18 protein-coding genes are annotated in these 17,172 nt (G+C 40.6%); 14 read left to right on the top strand and 4 right to left on the bottom strand.

Annotation, left to right across the window (positions count from 1 at the left end; genetic code table 11):
• The 7 genes from ACKI39_RS07135 to ACKI39_RS07105 form a co-directional block, all read left to right on the top strand.
• Positions 1 to 331 (top strand): hypothetical protein (locus ACKI39_RS07135; protein WP_407399057.1); only part of this gene is annotated, 331 nt, incomplete at its 5' end.
• A gap of 84 nt (positions 332 to 415) precedes the next feature.
• Positions 416 to 706, top strand: coding sequence for a hypothetical protein (locus ACKI39_RS07130; protein WP_407399055.1), 291 nt, complete (start codon positions 416 to 418; stop codon positions 704 to 706).
• A gap of 275 nt (positions 707 to 981) precedes the next feature.
• Positions 982 to 2,805, top strand: a complete 1,824-nt coding sequence (locus tag ACKI39_RS07125) for an AAA family ATPase (protein WP_407399053.1) — start codon at positions 982 to 984, stop codon at positions 2,803 to 2,805.
• Positions 2,806 to 2,934: 129 nt separating this feature from the next.
• Complete coding sequence (locus ACKI39_RS07120) at positions 2,935 to 3,210, top strand: hypothetical protein (RefSeq protein WP_407399051.1); 276 nt, start codon at positions 2,935 to 2,937, stop codon at positions 3,208 to 3,210.
• A gap of 433 nt (positions 3,211 to 3,643) precedes the next feature.
• Positions 3,644 to 3,931, top strand: a complete 288-nt coding sequence (locus tag ACKI39_RS07115; protein WP_407399049.1) for a type II toxin-antitoxin system Phd/YefM family antitoxin — start codon at positions 3,644 to 3,646, stop codon at positions 3,929 to 3,931.
• On the top strand, positions 3,915 to 4,409 hold the full coding sequence (locus ACKI39_RS07110) for a type II toxin-antitoxin system VapC family toxin (protein ID WP_407399047.1): 495 nt from the start codon (positions 3,915 to 3,917) through the stop codon (positions 4,407 to 4,409). Before ACKI39_RS07115 ends, ACKI39_RS07110 begins: the two co-directional genes overlap by 17 nt.
• 23 nt (positions 4,410 to 4,432) lie before the next feature.
• Positions 4,433 to 6,718 carry a peptidase U32 family protein gene (locus ACKI39_RS07105; protein WP_407399045.1) on the top strand — a complete coding sequence of 762 codons (2,286 nt, stop codon included), beginning with the start codon at positions 4,433 to 4,435 and terminating at the stop codon, positions 6,716 to 6,718.
• Here ACKI39_RS07105 and ACKI39_RS07100 read toward each other — a convergent pair.
• The 4 genes from ACKI39_RS07100 to hydE form a co-directional block, all read right to left on the bottom strand.
• Entirely contained in the window at positions 6,715 to 7,200 is a 486-nt protein-coding gene (locus ACKI39_RS07100) for a single-stranded DNA-binding protein (RefSeq protein WP_407399043.1), read from the bottom strand. The two genes, ACKI39_RS07105 and ACKI39_RS07100, sit on opposite strands and share 4 nt — an antisense overlap.
• 111 nt (positions 7,201 to 7,311) lie before the next feature.
• Positions 7,312 to 8,457 (bottom strand): [FeFe] hydrogenase H-cluster maturation GTPase HydF, encoded by a 1,146-nt coding sequence (gene hydF, locus ACKI39_RS07095; protein WP_407399041.1) that lies wholly within the window; start codon positions 8,455 to 8,457, stop codon positions 7,312 to 7,314.
• Positions 8,435 to 9,877: a [FeFe] hydrogenase H-cluster radical SAM maturase HydG gene (gene hydG, locus ACKI39_RS07090; RefSeq protein WP_407399039.1), complete on the bottom strand. Its 1,443-nt coding sequence runs from the start codon at positions 9,875 to 9,877 to the stop codon at positions 8,435 to 8,437. The genes hydF and hydG overlap by 23 nt, the downstream gene beginning before the upstream one ends.
• Positions 9,878 to 9,922: 45 nt before the next feature.
• Positions 9,923 to 10,969 carry a [FeFe] hydrogenase H-cluster radical SAM maturase HydE gene (gene hydE / locus ACKI39_RS07085; protein ID WP_407399037.1) on the bottom strand — a complete coding sequence of 349 codons (1,047 nt, stop codon included), beginning with the start codon at positions 10,967 to 10,969 and terminating at the stop codon, positions 9,923 to 9,925.
• Positions 10,970 to 11,115: 146 nt separating this feature from the next.
• Between hydE and pncB the strand changes: the two genes are divergently transcribed.
• The 7 genes from pncB to argH all read left to right on the top strand — a co-directional run bounded on the left by pncB (position 11,116) and on the right by argH (position 17,122).
• Positions 11,116 to 12,354, top strand: a complete 1,239-nt coding sequence (gene pncB / locus ACKI39_RS07080; protein ID WP_407399035.1) for a nicotinate phosphoribosyltransferase — start codon at positions 11,116 to 11,118, stop codon at positions 12,352 to 12,354.
• Entirely contained in the window at positions 12,345 to 13,109 is a 765-nt protein-coding gene (gene nadE / locus ACKI39_RS07075; protein ID WP_318690635.1) for an NAD(+) synthase, read from the top strand. Before pncB ends, nadE begins: the two co-directional genes overlap by 10 nt.
• A complete protein-coding gene (locus ACKI39_RS07070) occupies positions 13,109 to 13,678 on the top strand; it encodes a nicotinate-nicotinamide nucleotide adenylyltransferase (protein ID WP_318690634.1) in 570 nt (189 codons plus the stop codon). The genes nadE and ACKI39_RS07070 overlap by 1 nt, the downstream gene beginning before the upstream one ends.
• Position 13,679: 1 nt before the next feature.
• Entirely contained in the window at positions 13,680 to 14,192 is a 513-nt protein-coding gene (locus ACKI39_RS07065; protein ID WP_407399032.1) for a cysteine hydrolase family protein, read from the top strand.
• 30 nt (positions 14,193 to 14,222) lie between these two features.
• Complete coding sequence (locus tag ACKI39_RS07060; RefSeq protein WP_407399030.1) at positions 14,223 to 15,032, top strand: NUDIX hydrolase; 810 nt, start codon at positions 14,223 to 14,225, stop codon at positions 15,030 to 15,032.
• Positions 15,033 to 15,173: 141 nt separating this feature from the next.
• On the top strand, positions 15,174 to 15,548 hold the full coding sequence (locus ACKI39_RS07055; RefSeq protein WP_318689161.1) for a metal-dependent transcriptional regulator: 375 nt from the start codon (positions 15,174 to 15,176) through the stop codon (positions 15,546 to 15,548).
• Between the two features lie 146 nt (positions 15,549 to 15,694).
• Positions 15,695 to 17,122: an argininosuccinate lyase gene (gene argH / locus ACKI39_RS07050; RefSeq protein WP_407399028.1), complete on the top strand. Its 1,428-nt coding sequence runs from the start codon at positions 15,695 to 15,697 to the stop codon at positions 17,120 to 17,122.
• Positions 17,123 to 17,172 lie beyond the last annotated feature (50 nt).

Below are 17,172 nucleotides of genomic sequence, written 5' to 3'. Positions count from 1 at the left end.
CAAGATATCAAAATTTTATTTATCGCTTTCAGCAAAAGATGTTAGCAAAAATATCGATGAAAGAAAATTCAAAAGTAATTGGTTGGAAATTAGAAGACCTGATGGGTCTAAAGTACATTATTTTGGAATTTATTGTAGACCAGATTATTATTCATTGGAAAATAATGTATTTATAATGCGCAAAAATTCAGATTTTGTAATAGATATAAGAGATATTTATTATAATTATTATTTTGTTCCAGGTGAAATGGTTATTATTAAGTATAATGGACCTCTTGGGGAAAGTAATGAAATCGAATGTAAAATTGGAAATATTCTCCCGTATGAATAATTTTTATTACTCCCACAAATTGCGATTTGTCGGGCTAAGGGGTAAAATTGACGTGAACAGGCCGGTACAGTTCCAATGCCATTGATGAAAATAAATGAATCAAATTTTCTGGAGGTGACTAAGAAATATCGTCGTTCGTTTTTTCTTGAAATGCAGTATAGGAAATACTATGTGGATTATTTCATAAGATATCTGGGAGATCAGAAAACTTATTGGGCCGAATGTAATACCTACAGAAACGGGTGTCATACGGGACGCGTTGATAATGTTATAAAGGTGAATGGAAAACTTGTTCCTGTTGAAGTTAAATTGAACATTGCATCTGAAGTTGATTTTGAAGGCCAATGTGAGCAGTATTGCAATGTGATGGCTTAATAAGATTCTGTAACATACCTATAAATTCACGTCGTCGTCTTAAAGTCATACATTCATATATTTTAATTAAAATTATTAAAAAAATGGAAAATCTTTCGCAGTAAAGTAAAAAATGATTTTCAGACTGCGAATAATTTCTGAGATTCTGCATGAATTTCAATTATGAGAAGTATTCTATGGCGATTCCAGTTAAAAATGCCTCAAATTTAATTTAACCGTTTTACCGTGTTAACAAAACGGTTAAAATCGGTTAAAATAGAAGAATCGAGGGATTTATGACAGAGATTGAAAAACTTGAGAATCAGATTGCAGAACTGCCAAAGGGATATGTAACTCATAGAACCGTAAACAAGAAAGTCTATTATTACCGGCAGGGAACAAATAATGGCGAACAATTTAGTATCCGCATCCCAGATGAAGAAGTTGATTTTGTTTCAAAACAAATTGAATTACGAAAACAACTTGAAACAAAGCTGAAATCTCTTGCTGTAAAAACTACACCAAAAAAAATTGCAAATCCCTCTCTGAACCTTTCAACCAGCTGTTCAACAGGACAAGCATTAAGAAATTTTGCAGAACCTTCCAGAAAATTTCAAAAGCGTGACTGTTATGAAACTGTAAAAAAATATGTTTATGGAGAAACAGAAGACAAAGTTTGTGTTGTATACGGACTCAGAAGAACTGGAAAAACAACAGTTCTAAAACAGCTTATTTCTGAATTTGACGAAGAACATTTTTCAAAAACAGCCTATATAAAATGCCGTACCACAGACACTATTGCAAATCTCAACAAAGACATCATTCAACTCCGTGATACAGGTTATAAATACCTTTTCATTGATGAAGTTACCCTTATAAATGATTTTATTGATTCGTCTTCGTTATTTTCTGATGTGTATGCTGCCCAGGACATGAAAATCGTACTTTCAGGAACAGATTCCCTTGGATTCCATTTTGCAATTAATGATGAACTCTATGACCGTGCCGTTATGGTTCATACGACTTATATTCCGTTTAAAGAACATTCAAGGCTTCTTGGCATCAACGATATTGATGAATATATACGATACGGAGGAACTCTAAAAGCCGGAGAAATTGACTTTGACAGCAAAGAGTTGAATGCAAAAGACGCTTCTTTTAGAGATGATGAATCAACACGCTACTATATCGATACTGCAATCTGTTCAAATATCCAGCATTCTCTTGAATGTTTCAAAGACGGCAGATATTTCCGACAGCTGAAGTCCCTGTATGAAGCAGATGAACTTACAAATGCCATCAACAGAATCATAGAAGACCTCAACCACAACTTTACGGTCAAAGTTATTACAAGACTTTTTAAGTCCAGAGATTTTGGTTCTGCTGCTCAAGAGCTTCGTTCTGCAAAAAATGATGAAAAACGAACAACGATATTAGACGAGATTGACACAACACAAATTCTGGAAACTCTAAAACAAATTCTTTCAATCAAAGAAAAAGAAGAACAGTCAATTGGAATTACACCTGTTCATATTGAAGAAATAAAGGAATATTTAAAATCACTGGATTTGATTGAAAAAGTTAATATTGAACAAAGATATGCAGATAATACAGCCCTTAACTCAACTGAATATTATTACATTTTTACACAGCCGGGAATGCGGTACTGTCAGGCACAGGCTTTAATTTTTTCATTGCTAAAAGATCCTCAAATAGATGGTCTTGATATTAAACTGAAAAATCTGATTAAAACAAAAATTTCAGAAGATGTTATCGGCCATATGCTTGAAGATATTGTTATGCTGGAAACCAGAAAATCGCTTTCAAAAAAATGGAACAACAAAAAAGAAGCCTTCAAACTGCAGTTTTCTGATGGTGAATTTGATATGATAATTACAGATTCTGAATCAGGGACTTGCCAGATTTTTGAAGTAAAACACTCAAAGGAAAGATTTGAAAAACAGTATCAGCATCTTATCAATAAAGAAAAGCTGGAACTCACGGAAAAAATCTACGGCACCATTCTTTCAAGAACTGTTCTCTATAAGGGTGAAAGCTGCATGGAAGAAAATGGCATAGAATATAAAAACGTAGAAGAATATCTGAAAGAATTATATTGAGCCAAAGGATTAGTAATAATGTCCCCAATCGATCTTCTTTCCCATTACATAATAGCTTCTGGTTGTAACAGAACAGTATCTGCTAATTTCCATTTGCTGGCTATAATTTAGAAAAAAAGAAGGCATATCTTGAATATCCTGATGGACACCGTGAATATGCCTGAAATAAAAATACAGGCAGCAATAAGAATGTGTGTTGATGATTTAACAAAGTATCTCATGAACAAGTATAATCTGTCACGGGATGTTGCATTTGCAAAGCTTCAGGGAACTGTTTTATTTTCTTTGTTGAATAATCAGGATTCCGGACTGATTTTTGAACAGAATGAATATTTATTTGAAGCTCTGGATATTGAACTTGATAAAGGTCCTGAAGCTTTGAATTCCTTCTTCATGAATAATTAATAGATTCTGGCTGAAAAAATATCACCTGAAATGTCAACTAGAAAAAAATCACCTTCATTATCACCTTAAAATTTGTGAATATTCATCGATATTTAACCCAAAAAGTGCTATAATTTGGGTATAAATCAGTAGATATCTATATGTAATATATCTTGAGCCCTTCAAAATCCAAGTTTTACAAGTCTTCTGCCGGAGTACTCTTTACAAAAGGTTTTCTGGAACAGAGGGGACAGACCCCTGACGAAAGCATTGCTCCCTAGAAGCAGGTGCTTTTCCTAACTTTCGTCACAAGAATCGCTGAAGCGATTCTTGGAACAAAGGGGACAGACCCCTATGTTTCAAACGCTCTTGTACTATTATATATAAACTGGTTTGAAAACTAGTTGATTTATAGTTGGATTTATCTTATCTTTATGTTGAGTGAGGTGGAAATATGGCTCTTTCACTTGAAAAACGATCGGACAATGCCTTTTCGGTAGGATCCTTTGCTGCCAAGACCTATTTTGCAGAACTTTTGCGCATGGTTGAAAATGGGTCAGTCATAACCATTACAAGAAATGGTCATGATGTTGCGACCGTGCAATCACCAGAGACAAAAGAAAACAAGAAGGCGCTCGCTGCATGGCGTGGTCTTTGTGCGATAGGAAAGGAATTGAGTTCCAGACAGAAGCCTGTTTCTCTTGATGAAATCCAGGAGTGGAAAAATGAAGGCAGAAAGTGAATTCGTGACAGTAAATTCCTGTGGTGAAATAGAGTCTTCTTTTCCTGCTGCCGTGGTTGACACTTCTTTTCTTGCAGGTGCGATTTTAAGTGATGTTGTTGGCGATGAATCAAAAGAGGCTGCAGAATTCATTGAAGATTTGATTTCAAAAAATGGTCAGCTTGTTGTTCCCCAATTGTTCTGGTTTGAAATTGGAAATGTATTTCTTAATGCCGTAAAACCTAAAAAGGACGGGCGAGAATCAAGGATTTCAAAGATGCAGCTGCTGAAAATAGAACAGCTGTTGACCGACCTTCCAATTTATACTGATTTACAGCCAGATTCTGAAACACGAATGCGTATCCGTGAAATAGCTATGGAATTTGATCTTTCGTATTATGATGCCTCTTATCTCGAGCTTGCACAAAGGAAAGGCCTGCAATTAAAGACCTTTGACCGACAGCTTCTGCAGGCAATCTCCCGTTGTGGAAGTTTGTAAGTTTTTTCTATATACTTTTATTTATGACAGAATTATTAGCTCCTGCGGGAAATATTGAAGCACTTGATGCCGCTATCGGTGAAGGTGCAGATGCAGTTTACATGGGACTCAAGAGCTTTAACGCTCGCCTTAGATCATCAAATTTTGCATGGAACCAGTTTGAGGCTGCAGTACAGAGTGTTCACCGCCTTGGAAAGAAAATCTATGTTACGGTAAATACGGTCAGCGAAGAGCACGAGACTGAACGACTTTACCGCTTTTTGAATTACCTCAATAAAATCGGTCCTGATGGACTTATTGTTCAGGATTTTGGCGTTGTAAGAATGTGCCAGGAATTCTGTCCTGATCTTGAGCTTCACGCATCTACACAGATGAATGTTGAGTCCGCCGCAGCCGCAAACCTTTTGAGCAAGGAAGGACTTAAACGAGTTGTTGTCGCACGAGAGCTTGGTCTTGAAGAAATCAAGCAGATCAAGGCTAAGACAAATGCAGAGATAGAGATGTTTGTTCACGGTGCGCTCTGTGTAAGTGAAAGTGGTCTTTGTCTTTTTTCAAGCTATCTTGGCGGAAAATCAGCCAACCGCGGTATGTGTACCCAGGCTTGCCGTCGCCTTTACAATGCGGAAATTCCTGGCAACCTTTCTACTGGATATTATTTTTCTCCTTGTGACCTTGAGCTTATAGGACAGGTTCCAGAGCTGATGCAGGCGGGAGTTGACAGCTTTAAGATTGAAGGCCGTATGAAGAGTGCAGAATATGTCGGTGCAGTTACAGCCGCATACCGCTATGTAATGGACCACTGGGAAAATGACAAGAAGGGTGCCATTGCAGAAGGACGCAGAATTCTTTCCACAGACTTTGCAAGATCCAAGACAGATTATTGGTATGGTTTCAAGACTGTTGAAGATGGCGTCGAAGAAGCTGGTGCAAAGATTCTTAATCCAAAGCAGGCGGGCGGTACAGGTATCTACCTTGGAAAGCTCAGCGGTCTAAGACCTGCCAGTGCAGAAGAAAAACAGCAGGCCGCAAACATTGCGGCAGAAAGCGAAAAGGCAACCGACATCCAGATGGCGATGATAAGTGGCGGTGACTATGATCCAGATCCTGGTGACAGCATCCGTCTTCATAAGCAGGATGACAGCGGCCGTGAAAGCCACAAGGTTCGTGTGCTTACCGTAGACGACAAGGAACAAAGATGGATCGATGTTCCTAATGGATTTGTAAAAGGAGACAGCGTATATCTACTCCAGACAAAGAGCATGTCCAAGAGATACAAGAGAATTCTTCCTCCTGATCTTTCTAAATTCAGAAAGCAGCCTGGACCAGAAAGGCTTCCAGTCCTTGACCTTACTCCTGTAGAGAAAAATGGACTAAGCTGGTTCCCTGAAGGACTCTATGTTGGAGTTTCAACGGTTGCAGATGCCCATCTTATGGGACCATTGCATCCTGTACGCGTTATCATTGAACTCAACTGTGAGACCACATATGACCTTCTTGTAAAGGACAAGCCAGAAAAACCTGTTCTGCCGTACAGCAAAAAAATGGTTATGATTTCGCTTGATCCTTTTGTACCTGAAGGCTCGGAACCAAAGCTTGAAGAAACCTTGAATAAGCTCATTGAAAAGGGATACACCACCTTTGTTGTCAACAACCTTGCCCACATCAACATCCTCAAAGGAAAGAAGGGCGTGCGTATGGTTGCGGGGCAGTATCTTTATACATTCAACAGATGGGCTGTCAGCTTCCTTGAAAACCAGAACATCATGGCTGTGATTCCTCCTGCTGAAAATTCGGAGCGTAACCTTAACGAAACATTTGAATCAGAAAATGAACGTTCTCGTGTTCTCGTAAGCGTTTTCTCTTATCCTGTTCTTTTCCGCATGAGGTTCAAGCTGCCTAAGGACTATGATTTTACATATTTCAGCGACAAGGAAAAGATGGGGTTCAAGGTGAACTCTACAGCCGACGGTTCCTTTGTAATGCCTGAAGCTCCGTTTAGTCTCCTGGACAAAATGGACAGCCTCAAGACAAAAGGCTGGAAGCGACAGCTTATCGACTTTTCAAAGACAAAGGTTACTAAGGGTGATATCCGCGGTCTCCTTAACCTGCTCCAGAGTCATGGATATATAGAAGGTTGTTCCCGCTTTAACTGGAAGGACGGATTCTACAATCCTGAAAAAATGGAAGCATACCAGGCTGCCAATGCAAGACGCGAGATGGAAGAAGCCACAGGAGTCAGAAGCGGCAGAAAACCATATCATGGCAAGCCTGGTAAAGGAAAAGGAAACGGCGGTAACCATCGTCGTTAGAAAACTGCTTCTTCTTCTACTGCATCCTCCTGTTCCTTCTGGGTGGCGGCGGCAACTTCTGCAAGCATTGCAAGTTTTTCCTTCTTGCTTGCAGAAGCCTTTGGTGCGCTTTCTGCACCCGCTTCCTCTGTTTCCTTGTCGCCGCTTTTCTTCAATACTGGCTTGAATTCAATGTGTTCCGCGATGATGTCGACACGGCTGTTTTTCTTGCCATTTTCATCGGTTGTCACATTCTGCTTGAGTCTTCCGACAACGCGGATTCCTCTTCCCTTGAGACACCATTTTTCGCAGGTCTCGGAAAGGCTTCCGAAGGTTGAAATGTCAAAGAATGAAACATCATCGACATATTCTCCGTTGGTATTCTTGTAGTATCTGTTTACTGCAATTGGGATTCTGCAGAAAGAAGCACCGTTCTTACATGTTTTCTTTTCTGGTTGGCGGACAACATTTCCTTCGATGATTACCTGGTTCAATGAATTCATAAAATATTCCTCACAAAATAAAAATGCGCATGCAGGAGAAAAATCCGCGCGCAATTTTTTCTTCCGCATACGCTTAAATTATTTTCGCAAAAAAATATTTTATGTCGGTTTTTAGAAATTATTTTTGAAAATTTCTATGCTGCGGTCAAGAATACCGTTTGCATGTGCAAGAAAAATTCCGTAGTTGCAGAAAGGAACCTTCTGATCTTGGGCGCATTTCATTCTGTAGAGAACTTCTTTTTCCGTTATCATGCATCCGCCGCAGTGGATTACGGCAGAATATTTTGAAAGATCCTCTGGGAAATCTGTTCCACTTGAGGTTTCTATGTTCAGTTTTTTGCCTGTAAGTTTTTTCAATGCCGCAGGAATTTTTACGGTTCCAATGTCGCCGCACTGCCTTCTGTGTGTGCATCCTTCACTGATTAAAACTGAATCTCCGTCCTTCAGCTCCTGGATTGTTTTTACGGCTTTGATGGATTCCTTTAAGAATCCCTTGTATCGTGCCATCAATATTGAAAAAGATGTAAGTTGAATTCCATCTGGAACTTTTTTTGACACGGAATTAAACGCCTGGCTGTCCGTTATTACAATGGCAGGTGGATTTTTTAGCATAGCCAATGTGTCTTCAATTTCTTCAGGCTGGATTACAATTGCCTTTGCGTGAATGTCCAGAAGTTCTCTCAGTACCATCTGCTGCGGAAGAATCAGCCTTCCTTTTGGTGCCGCTTCGTCAATTGGACATACAAGGATTACGGTGTCGGTTGCCTTTACAAGTCCATCAAGAATTGTTTTCCTGTTATGCAATGCCGATGAAAGTCTGATTATTTCCTGGACTGCCTTTTCTTTTATTGATTCCTTTCCCCGGGAAATAACTGCATATGGAATCCTTTTTTCTATAAGAAGTTTTTCAAAGTTTTTGTCTTCCGTTGTTTTTCCAACAGATTCATCTATGACAAGGAGAGCGATGTCTGTTCTGTTAAGGACTTGCTTTGTTTTTAAAACACGTTTTCCGCCAAGTTCTCCATCGTCGTCGTAACCTGCTGTGTCCGTAATTACAACTGGGCCAATGGGAAGCAGTTCCATGGCTTTGCTTACGGGATCTGTTGTTGTTCCTTTTGAGTCGGAGACAATAGAAAGATCCTGTCCTAGAAGTTCATTTGCAAGTGTTGATTTTCCTGCGTTGCGGCTTCCAAAAATCGATATGTGTATTCTCTCTGAACTTGGCGTATTCATTTTAAAACCTAAAATCCCTTTCATCTGATGTTTTTATCTTATCAATGTGGGCTGAGCATATTCCCCTTGTCTTTTCGCGTGGAATGTTTTTAAGTTCTTCTTCAATAAGTTTTTCTCCGACTGCCTTTGTTTCACTGGATGCATAGTCGGTAAGATATTCCTGCAGAGTCATCAGTGCATTTGGATGACAGCAATTTTGAATCTGACCTGTCTTGCAGAGGGACATGAAGCGGTCTCCAGTTCTTCCTTCCCTGTAACAGGCTGTGCAGAATGATGGAATGTGGTTCTGTTCTATGAGCCAGCCGATTACTTCGTCCAGGGTTCTTGTGTCGCTTACATCAAACTGTTCGGAGTCGTGGGGTCTTTCCTTTTCGGTATATCCGCCAACGCTTGTTCGTGATCCGCCGCTTATCTGGCTGATTCCTGCGTTCAATGCACGCCGTCTTGTTTCTTCATTTTCGCGGGTGCTGATGATCATGCCTGTGTATGGAACTGCAATCCTTATGCATGCAATTAGCTTTAAAAACATTTTGTCGCTGATGCCGTTGTCAAAAACATCAGGATCAATGTCGTCTGCCTTTTTTACTCTTGGAACAGAAATTGTATGAGGTCCAACGCCGTGAACCGCTTCAAGATGTTCCGCGTGCATTAAAAGGCCTGCAAATTCATAGCGGTATTTATCAAGGCCAAAAAGAACGCCAAGGCCTACATCGTCAATGCCGGCTTCCATAGCCCTGTCGTGGGCTTCCGTGTGCCAGCAGTAGTCGTGTTTTGGTCCAGTAGGATGAAGCTGCTCGTAGCTTTCCTTGTGGTAGGTTTCCTGAAAAAGAATGTAGGTTCCGATGCCTGCGTCCTTCAGCATTTTGTATTCTTCGACTGTAGTTGCGGCGATGTTTACATTTGCGCGTCGTATGGAACCGTTCCTGTGCTTTACGCTGTAAATGGTTTTCAGGCTTTCAAGAATGTATTCAATTGGATTGTTCTTTGGGTCTTCGCCTGCTTCTATTGCAAGTCTTTTATGCCCCATGTCCTGCAGAGCTTTTACTTCTGCTGCGATTTCTGCCTGTGTAAGTTTTTTTCTTGCAATGTTTTTGTTCTTCAGGTGATACGGGCAGTAAAGGCAACCGTTGATGCAGTAGTTGGAAAGGTATAGTGGAGCAAACAAAACTATTCTGTTTCCGTAAAATGCTTTTTTGATTTCTTCTGCAAGCTTGAAAATTTTACCGTTGATTTCTTTGTCTTCGCATGCAAGGAGAACGGAAGCTTCCCTGTGGGTGAGTCCATGGCAATGCCATCCCTTTTCTGTTTTTGTCGGGCGGGCTTTTTCTAAAAGTGAATCTATAAGTTCAATGTTGTTTTTGTTTTCGTCTGCAAATTTCAACGAGGCAAGAATTTCTTCGTGACTGATGAATTCTTCTGCCTTCATGGATTTTGGGTTATACATGGGTAACATTATAGAATTTCTTTGAAAAAATTCAAATTGACTTTTTTAGCCTTGAAGTGAATCACCTCTGTCTATGACAACTTCATATCCTATGGAATTCATCTGCTGTTTTAGGAATTCAAGTTTTTCTGCGGCTTGATTTCCGTTGCTGGATTTCCTGTCATAGAGGCTGTAATTGTTTCTGACTGAAACGGGTGTAAGGTTTGGCATTACTACATTGGCACCTGCTTTCATTCCCAGTGCAATGCCTTCGCTGCATATTGTCGCAAGGGCAGTGGTTGCAGGCAATAGGATCTTTGGATTTGCAAGTCGGACAAGGCTAAGGCACAGCAAGGTTTGATTCAATGTTCCGGCAGGATGATTATTAAACTCAGTGTCTTTGTGTGGAATGAAAGGTCCAAGTCCGCACATTTGCGGTTTTAAGCTCTGTATGAAATGCAGATCAGCGGCAAGGTTTCTTTCAGTCTGAAAAGGGGATCCAACCATAAATCCTGCCCCAATCTGGTATCCCATTTCCTTAAGGTTCCTTAGGCATTCCATTCTGTTTGTAAAAGACATTTCTGACGGATGGAGTTTCCTGTAGTGTTCTTCCGTTGCAGTTTCGTGCCGCAGAAGGTAGCGGTCGGCTCCAGCTTGCTTTAATTTTCCGTAGCTTTCAGAAGTCCGTTCTCCAAGCGAAAGTGTTACTGCACAGTCTGGAAATTCTTTTTTTATTCCTTCTATTGTTTTGCATAAAATCTCATCGGTGAAAAAAGGATCTTCACCGCCCTGAAGCACAAAGGTTCTGAATCCAAGTTCATGGCCTTTCCTACAGCATTGAAGGATTTCTTCTGGAGATAGGCGGTAGCGGATTGCATTCTTGTTGTCTCGTCTTATTCCGCAGTAGAGGCAGTTGTTCTTGCAGATGTTTGAAATTTCAATGAGTCCCCGGATGAAAACTCTGTTGCCGTAAATGGATTTCCTGACCTCATCTGCTTTAAAGGATGCGTACTCAATGTGCTTTTCTTTAGCAATTGAGATTATGAACTCATATTCCTGAATCGAAAGGTCTTGAGAAATGCGAAGTTTATCAATAAGTTCTACTACTTCCACGGAATGCATTCTAGCAGAAATTGAATGAGGATTCCACTTTTGAGATTGTTAAAAATGTTATTATTATTTTGATAATATCATTGACAAAATATTATTTAGGTGTTATTATTAAAATGTAAATAAGAAAGGTATCAAGGAGGTAACCTATGTTATTACAGCCAATCATTTCAAGTTTGCTTGAAACAGATCTTTACAAGTTTTCGATGGGACAGGCCATCTACCACCAGTATGCATCTTACAAAACAAACTGGACTTTCAAATGCCGCAATAAGGATGTTAAGTTTACCGGGCAGATGATTCAGGAAATCAAGGATCAGATCAAGCATTACTGCGATCTTAGGTTCACTGAAGAAGAGCTTGAATACCTTGCTGGTATCGAATGGCTTCATGAGGATTACATTGACCACCTTAGGTTGTGGCATGCCCGTTTTGAAGATTTTGAGATATCTGATGAGGCTGAATGCGGTCTGTCTATTGAAACATGCGGAACATGGCTCAATACCTCAATGTATGAAATTCCTGTTCTTGCAATTGTAAATGAAGTTTTCTTCAGGATGACATACAACTATGCTGAACTTTTTGAACAGTACAAGAGAAAGCTTGAAGAAAAAAAGAACTGGCTTGTCAGTGGAAAGTACAATATCGGTACATTCTCTGAATTCGGACTTCGCCGTCGTCTGAGTGCCGAAGCTCAGGAGCTTGCAGTAAAGACCTTGTGTGGGGCAAATGACAGCTACAAGGGTTCTAGGTGCGTTGGTACTTCAAATGTTTACCTTGCAAAAAAATACAAGGTTATTCCTGTAGGTACAATGGCACATGAATTCATCATGTGTGTAGGTCAGGGAAATCCAATGTTCAATCCTGCATATTCAAACAAATTTGCGATGGAAGCCTGGACAAAGGAATATGGCGTTCTTAACGGAACCTACCTGACTGATACTATCGGTGATGCAACAACAAAGCGTGATATGGGTTATACCTACTCAATCTGCTTCTCTGGTGTCCGCCATGATTCTGGAGATCCTTATGAATGGGGTGATGAATGGATCAAGCATTTTGAAGAGTATTACAACAAGTATCACGATGAAAGAGTCAATCCAAAAACAAAAACACTTTTGTTCAGTGACAGCCTTGATTTTGAACGTGCATCAAAACTGTATGATTACTTCAATGGCAAGATAAAGGTTGCTTTTGGAATTGGAACATACATCGCAAACGATACTGATGTGGCTCCATTAAACATTGTCATGAAGGTAACCGAATGCAATAACAGGCCTGTTGCAAAACTTTCAAATGCACCTGGAAAAACAATGTGCAAGGACAATGACTATGTCGAATACTTGAAGAAAACAATTGACTGGAGGTTGAATCACAAATGGGACTAAAGGAAGAAGCAGTTGAATTCGTAAAGAATTATTTTGCAAATAACGGTAATGAAAATACAAAGGTAGTAATCGGTATTTCTGGAGGAAAGGATTCAAGCGTTGTTGCGGCCTTGTGCTGCGAGGCCCTTGGTAAGGATCGCGTTGTTGGGGTCATGATGCCTAATGGTGTTCAGAAGGATATCGGCGATTCAAAAAGGGTCTGTGAAATACTTGGAATAGAAAACTATACGATAAACATTCAGGATGCTTACGCAGGACTTACTGGAGAATTCAAGAATGTATTCAAGGTTGATGGAACTCCAGATCAGTACAACACAAATACACCGGCCCGCTTGAGAATGGCGACTCTGTATGGTGTTGCGGCAATGATCGGCAATGCTAGAATTTCCTGCAACGGAAACCTTAGCGAAAGACTGGCAGGATTCTATACCCTTTGGGGAGATGGTGCCGGAGATTTTGCTCCTCTTGCCTATCTTTTTGTAAGCGAAGTCGTTCAGCTTGGTCTTGAACTTGGTCTCCCAGAAGAACTTGTCCGCAAGGCACCAAGTGATGGAATGTGCGGAATGACAGATGAAGACAAGCTTGGATTTACTTACGATGAACTGCAGAAAGTAGCTGAAGGTAAGAAGTCTGAAGTGTCACAGGAGAAGGCAGAAAAAATTTCTGCAAAGCTTAAAGCAATGGCATGGAAGAAAAGGCTTTTGAATCTTCCTTGTTTTGTTCCGTCTTGGAAAAATATTTCGGAGTGGCAGTAATGAAAATCATAATCTTCGGAGGAACTTTTGATCCCTGGACAAGTGCTCATCAGGAAATAGCTGAAAGGCTTTCAAAAAATTATGACAGCGTCCTGATAGTTCCGACTACAGTTCGTTACTATAAAGTTAACAAGCAGATGTTTTCTTTTAATGAGCGCTTTGAACAGGCAGAAAAGAAAGTTGCAGGTCTTAAGAATGTGGAGGTGTGTGACATAGAACGCTCTGTAGATGATGACTGGCGTTTTGTAGATACACTGGAAAAAATCATTGAGCTTAATGGAACCAAACATGAATACTATGTTGCCATTGGCTCTGATTCCCTTCAGAAATTCAAGACCTGGTATGAATGGGAGAAAATTCTTCAGCTGGCAAAGCTCGTTGTTTTCAACAGACCTGGATATGAAAGTGATTTCCCTGATATTCCTTTTGAATACCTTGAGATGAATAACAGCATCAGCTCAACGGCCCTGCGTCAGAAATTGATGCAGATAATGAGCGATGAAGAATTCGAGGATTTGCTTGATGAGGACTGGCTTATAAAAGGCCAGAAGAATTTAATGGAGGACTAAAATGAAACTTCTTGTAGTCGTTGACATGCAGAACGATTTTATCGATGCGGCATTGGGAACAAAAGAAGCCGTTGCCATTGTTCCTGCTGTCCAGAAAAAAATCGAAGAATACAGAAAGGCTGGTAATCCTGTAGTTTTTACAAGGGATACCCACCAGAAAAATTATCTTGAAACACAGGAAGGAAAAAATCTTCCAGTGGAACATTGCATTGAAGGAACAAAGGGCTGGGAAATTACAGAAAAGCTTGATGTTGCAGATTCAAAGGTAATCAACAAGCCTAGCTTTGGTTCTATGGAACTTGCTGATTATGTTGCAGGCCTTGCAGATCTTGAAGAGGTTGAACTTGTGGGGCTCTGTACTGACATCTGCGTTATTTCCAATGCATTCATCATCAAGGCAAAAGTACCAGAGCTGAAGATTACCTGTGATGGAAACGCTTGCGCTGGTGTAACTCCAGAGAGCCATAGTAATGCGTTGAATGCAATGAAGATGTGCCAGATAAATGTAATCTGAACGGACGGCCTTATGACGGAAAAAGAGTTTTTGGCAAATTACGATATTACAAAATATCCAAGGCCCAGCGTTACAGTCGACATCGTTACTTTTGGAGTAACGGGAGAATCTGAAAGAAACTATAGACAGGATGAAAAGAAAACGCTTTCATTACTCCTTATCAAGAGAGGTGGGCATCCTTTCATGAATAAGTGGGCTTTGCCTGGTGGATTTCTGAACATTGATGAATCCATAGAGGAGTGTGCCTTCAGGGAACTAAAGGAAGAAACAAATCTTGTGCCTTCCTCCCTCATGCCTATGGGTGCCTTCAGCGAAGTAGACAGAGATCCTCGCGGAAGAATCATTTCCAATGCCTACATAACGATTGTTGATGAGGAAAATGTAAAGGCTCTTGCTGGTGATGACGCCGTTGATGCCTTGTGGTTTAAGGTGAGTCTGGAGAAGACTTCCTCAAAAGGAAAATTTTTCCTACACCTTGATAATGATGATGTTAAACTTCACATCAAGGCTGAGTTGAAGTTGAGTAAGACTCGTTTCGGACAGAATGAATATGAGATAATTGACAGTGACCAGCTTGCTTTTGATCATGCAAAGGTTATTGCTACTGCCATAGGATTGATTAAAAAAGCTGCGGAAGACTTTGATTTTCTCTTTGATTTCATGCCGGAATGCTTTACCCTTACTGGCCTGCAGAAAGTTCAGGAAACCATCCTTGGTGTGGAAGTGGCCCCTGCAAATTTCAGGCGAAAGATCACTCCGTATGTGGAAGAAACTGATCGAGTAGTTACTGGAGCAGGACACAGACCTGCAAAGCTTTACAGAAGAAAAAAGGATTCATGATGCTTCGGCGGTTTATTTTGTAAGCCGCCGATTTTTTTTGTTTTGGATGGATTGCTTTGCTGAAAAATCTTGCGCTTTGTTCTATAGAAAATTCACTGCTTTATGTAGTATAATATTGTGATTATTTTATCAGGGGTTTTTATGGTAGAACTACATGAGTCTGGCGAAGACTATCTTGAAGCTGTCCTCGTTTTGAAAAGACAGAATGGAATTGCCCGTTCAGTTGATGTTGCAAGGAAACTTGGGGTTTCAAAGCCAAGCGTAAGCCGTGCGATGAGCATACTTACAGAAAATGGTTTTATTACTGATGGACCTATCGGCTCCCTTGAGCTTACAGAAGAAGGTCTCAAGCGTGCTGAATCAATCTATGCCCGTCATGTTCTTCTTACAAAATTCCTTATGAAAATCTGCGGAGTTGATGAAGAGCAGGCAGAAGCAAATGCATGCCGCATTGAACACGATATCGATGATGACATTAAAAACGGCATTGAAAAATGGATGAAGAAAAATTCATAAATCAATAAAAAACTGTAATGTGGTGGTTGAGCCTGTCGAAACCACCATGTTTTTGCGTTACTGCGATGATTTCGACAAGCTCAATCGACGCAGCAACCAGCATAAATTATGGGTGTAGGAATTCAAATTAAATAACAGAGGAAAATATGGCAGCAAAATCACACGGTACACATACTGATGACAATCACAAGGCACTTTGGTCTGGTCGCTTTGCAGAAGGACCTGATGCAGCAGCAGTAGAATTTGAAACTTCGATTTTCGTTGATGAGCGCATGGCTCTTGATGACATTCACGGTTCTATTGCACATGCAGAAATGCTTGGCGCAAGTGGAATCATCAGCAAGAAGGAAAGCGATGCAATCGTAAAGGGTCTTAAGTCCATTGAAAAGGATCTTGAAAGCGGAAAGCTTAAGATCGACTACAGCGCAGAAGACATTCACTCTTTTGTTGAAGCAACTTTGACAGACAGAATAGGCGAACCTGGAAAGAAAGTTCATACTGGACGCAGCCGCAACGATCAGATTGCTTTGGATGAACGTCTTTACCTTAAGAGAATCATTCCTTGCCTTCAGAATGAAATCATCACTTTGATTGAAACTTTGACAGCCATTGCAGACAAGAACAAGAAGACATTGCTTACTGGCTATACCCACATGCAGCATGCACAGCCTGGGACACTTGCACAGCATCTTATGGCATGGGCAACAATGCTCAAACGTGACTGGCTCCGTCTTGAAGATTCCCTCAAGCGTGTAAACCTTTCTCCACTTGGAGCAGGTGCACTTCAGGGAAGTACCCTTCCTTTGAACCGCGAACTTGTTGCAAAAAAGCTTGGCTTTGAAGGTGTTACAGAAAACTCTCTGGATACTTCTGCAGACCGCGACTATTGCATTGAATTTACATCTGACTTTGCAATCCTTCAGAGCCATCTTAGCCGTATGTGCGAAGAAGTTGTCCTCTGGTCTACAACTGAATTTGCTTTCATCGAGCTCAGTGAAAAATGGTCCACAGGTTCTTCTATCATGCCACAGAAAAAGAACCCTGACTTTGCGGAACTTATTCGCGGAAGAACAGGAAAGGTATACGGAGACCTCATCAACCTCCTTACAATGGTAAAGGGACTTCCACTTGCCTATGACCGCGACATGCAGGAAGACAAGGCGCCTTTGTTTGAAGCTCTTGATACAGTGGAAGGAAACCTTAAGGTTTTCACAGCAATGATTTCTTCTGCAAAATGGAATGTTGCGAACATGGCTGCTTCCTGCGAAGGCGGATTTGCAAATGCAACTGACCTTGCAGAATATCTTGTACGCAAGGGAATGCCATTCCGTACAGCTCATACAGTTTCTGCAACGGCAGTCAGAATGGCAATAGATGCTGGACTTACAAAAATAGAAGATCTTTGCATGGAAGAACTACAGCAGTGTTCAAAGCTTATTGAAGAAGACGTTTATGAATGTCTTTCTCCTGTTGCTTGTGTTGAGCACCGCCAGACAACAGGTGCTCCATCTTCAAAGACAACTTCTGTTCAGATCCGCAATATGAAGGCTTTCTGCAAGAAGAGCACAAAATAATCAGTGATTAATCCACTGTTCCTTGAGAACGGTGGAATTTAGTTTTTAGG

Source organism: Treponema sp. (assembly GCF_045641405.1).
Taxonomy (GTDB): Bacteria; Spirochaetota; Spirochaetia; order Treponematales; family Treponemataceae; genus Treponema_D.
The sequence above is the reverse complement of the archived record's forward strand: the minus strand, read 5'-3'. Positions and strand labels throughout refer to the sequence as shown.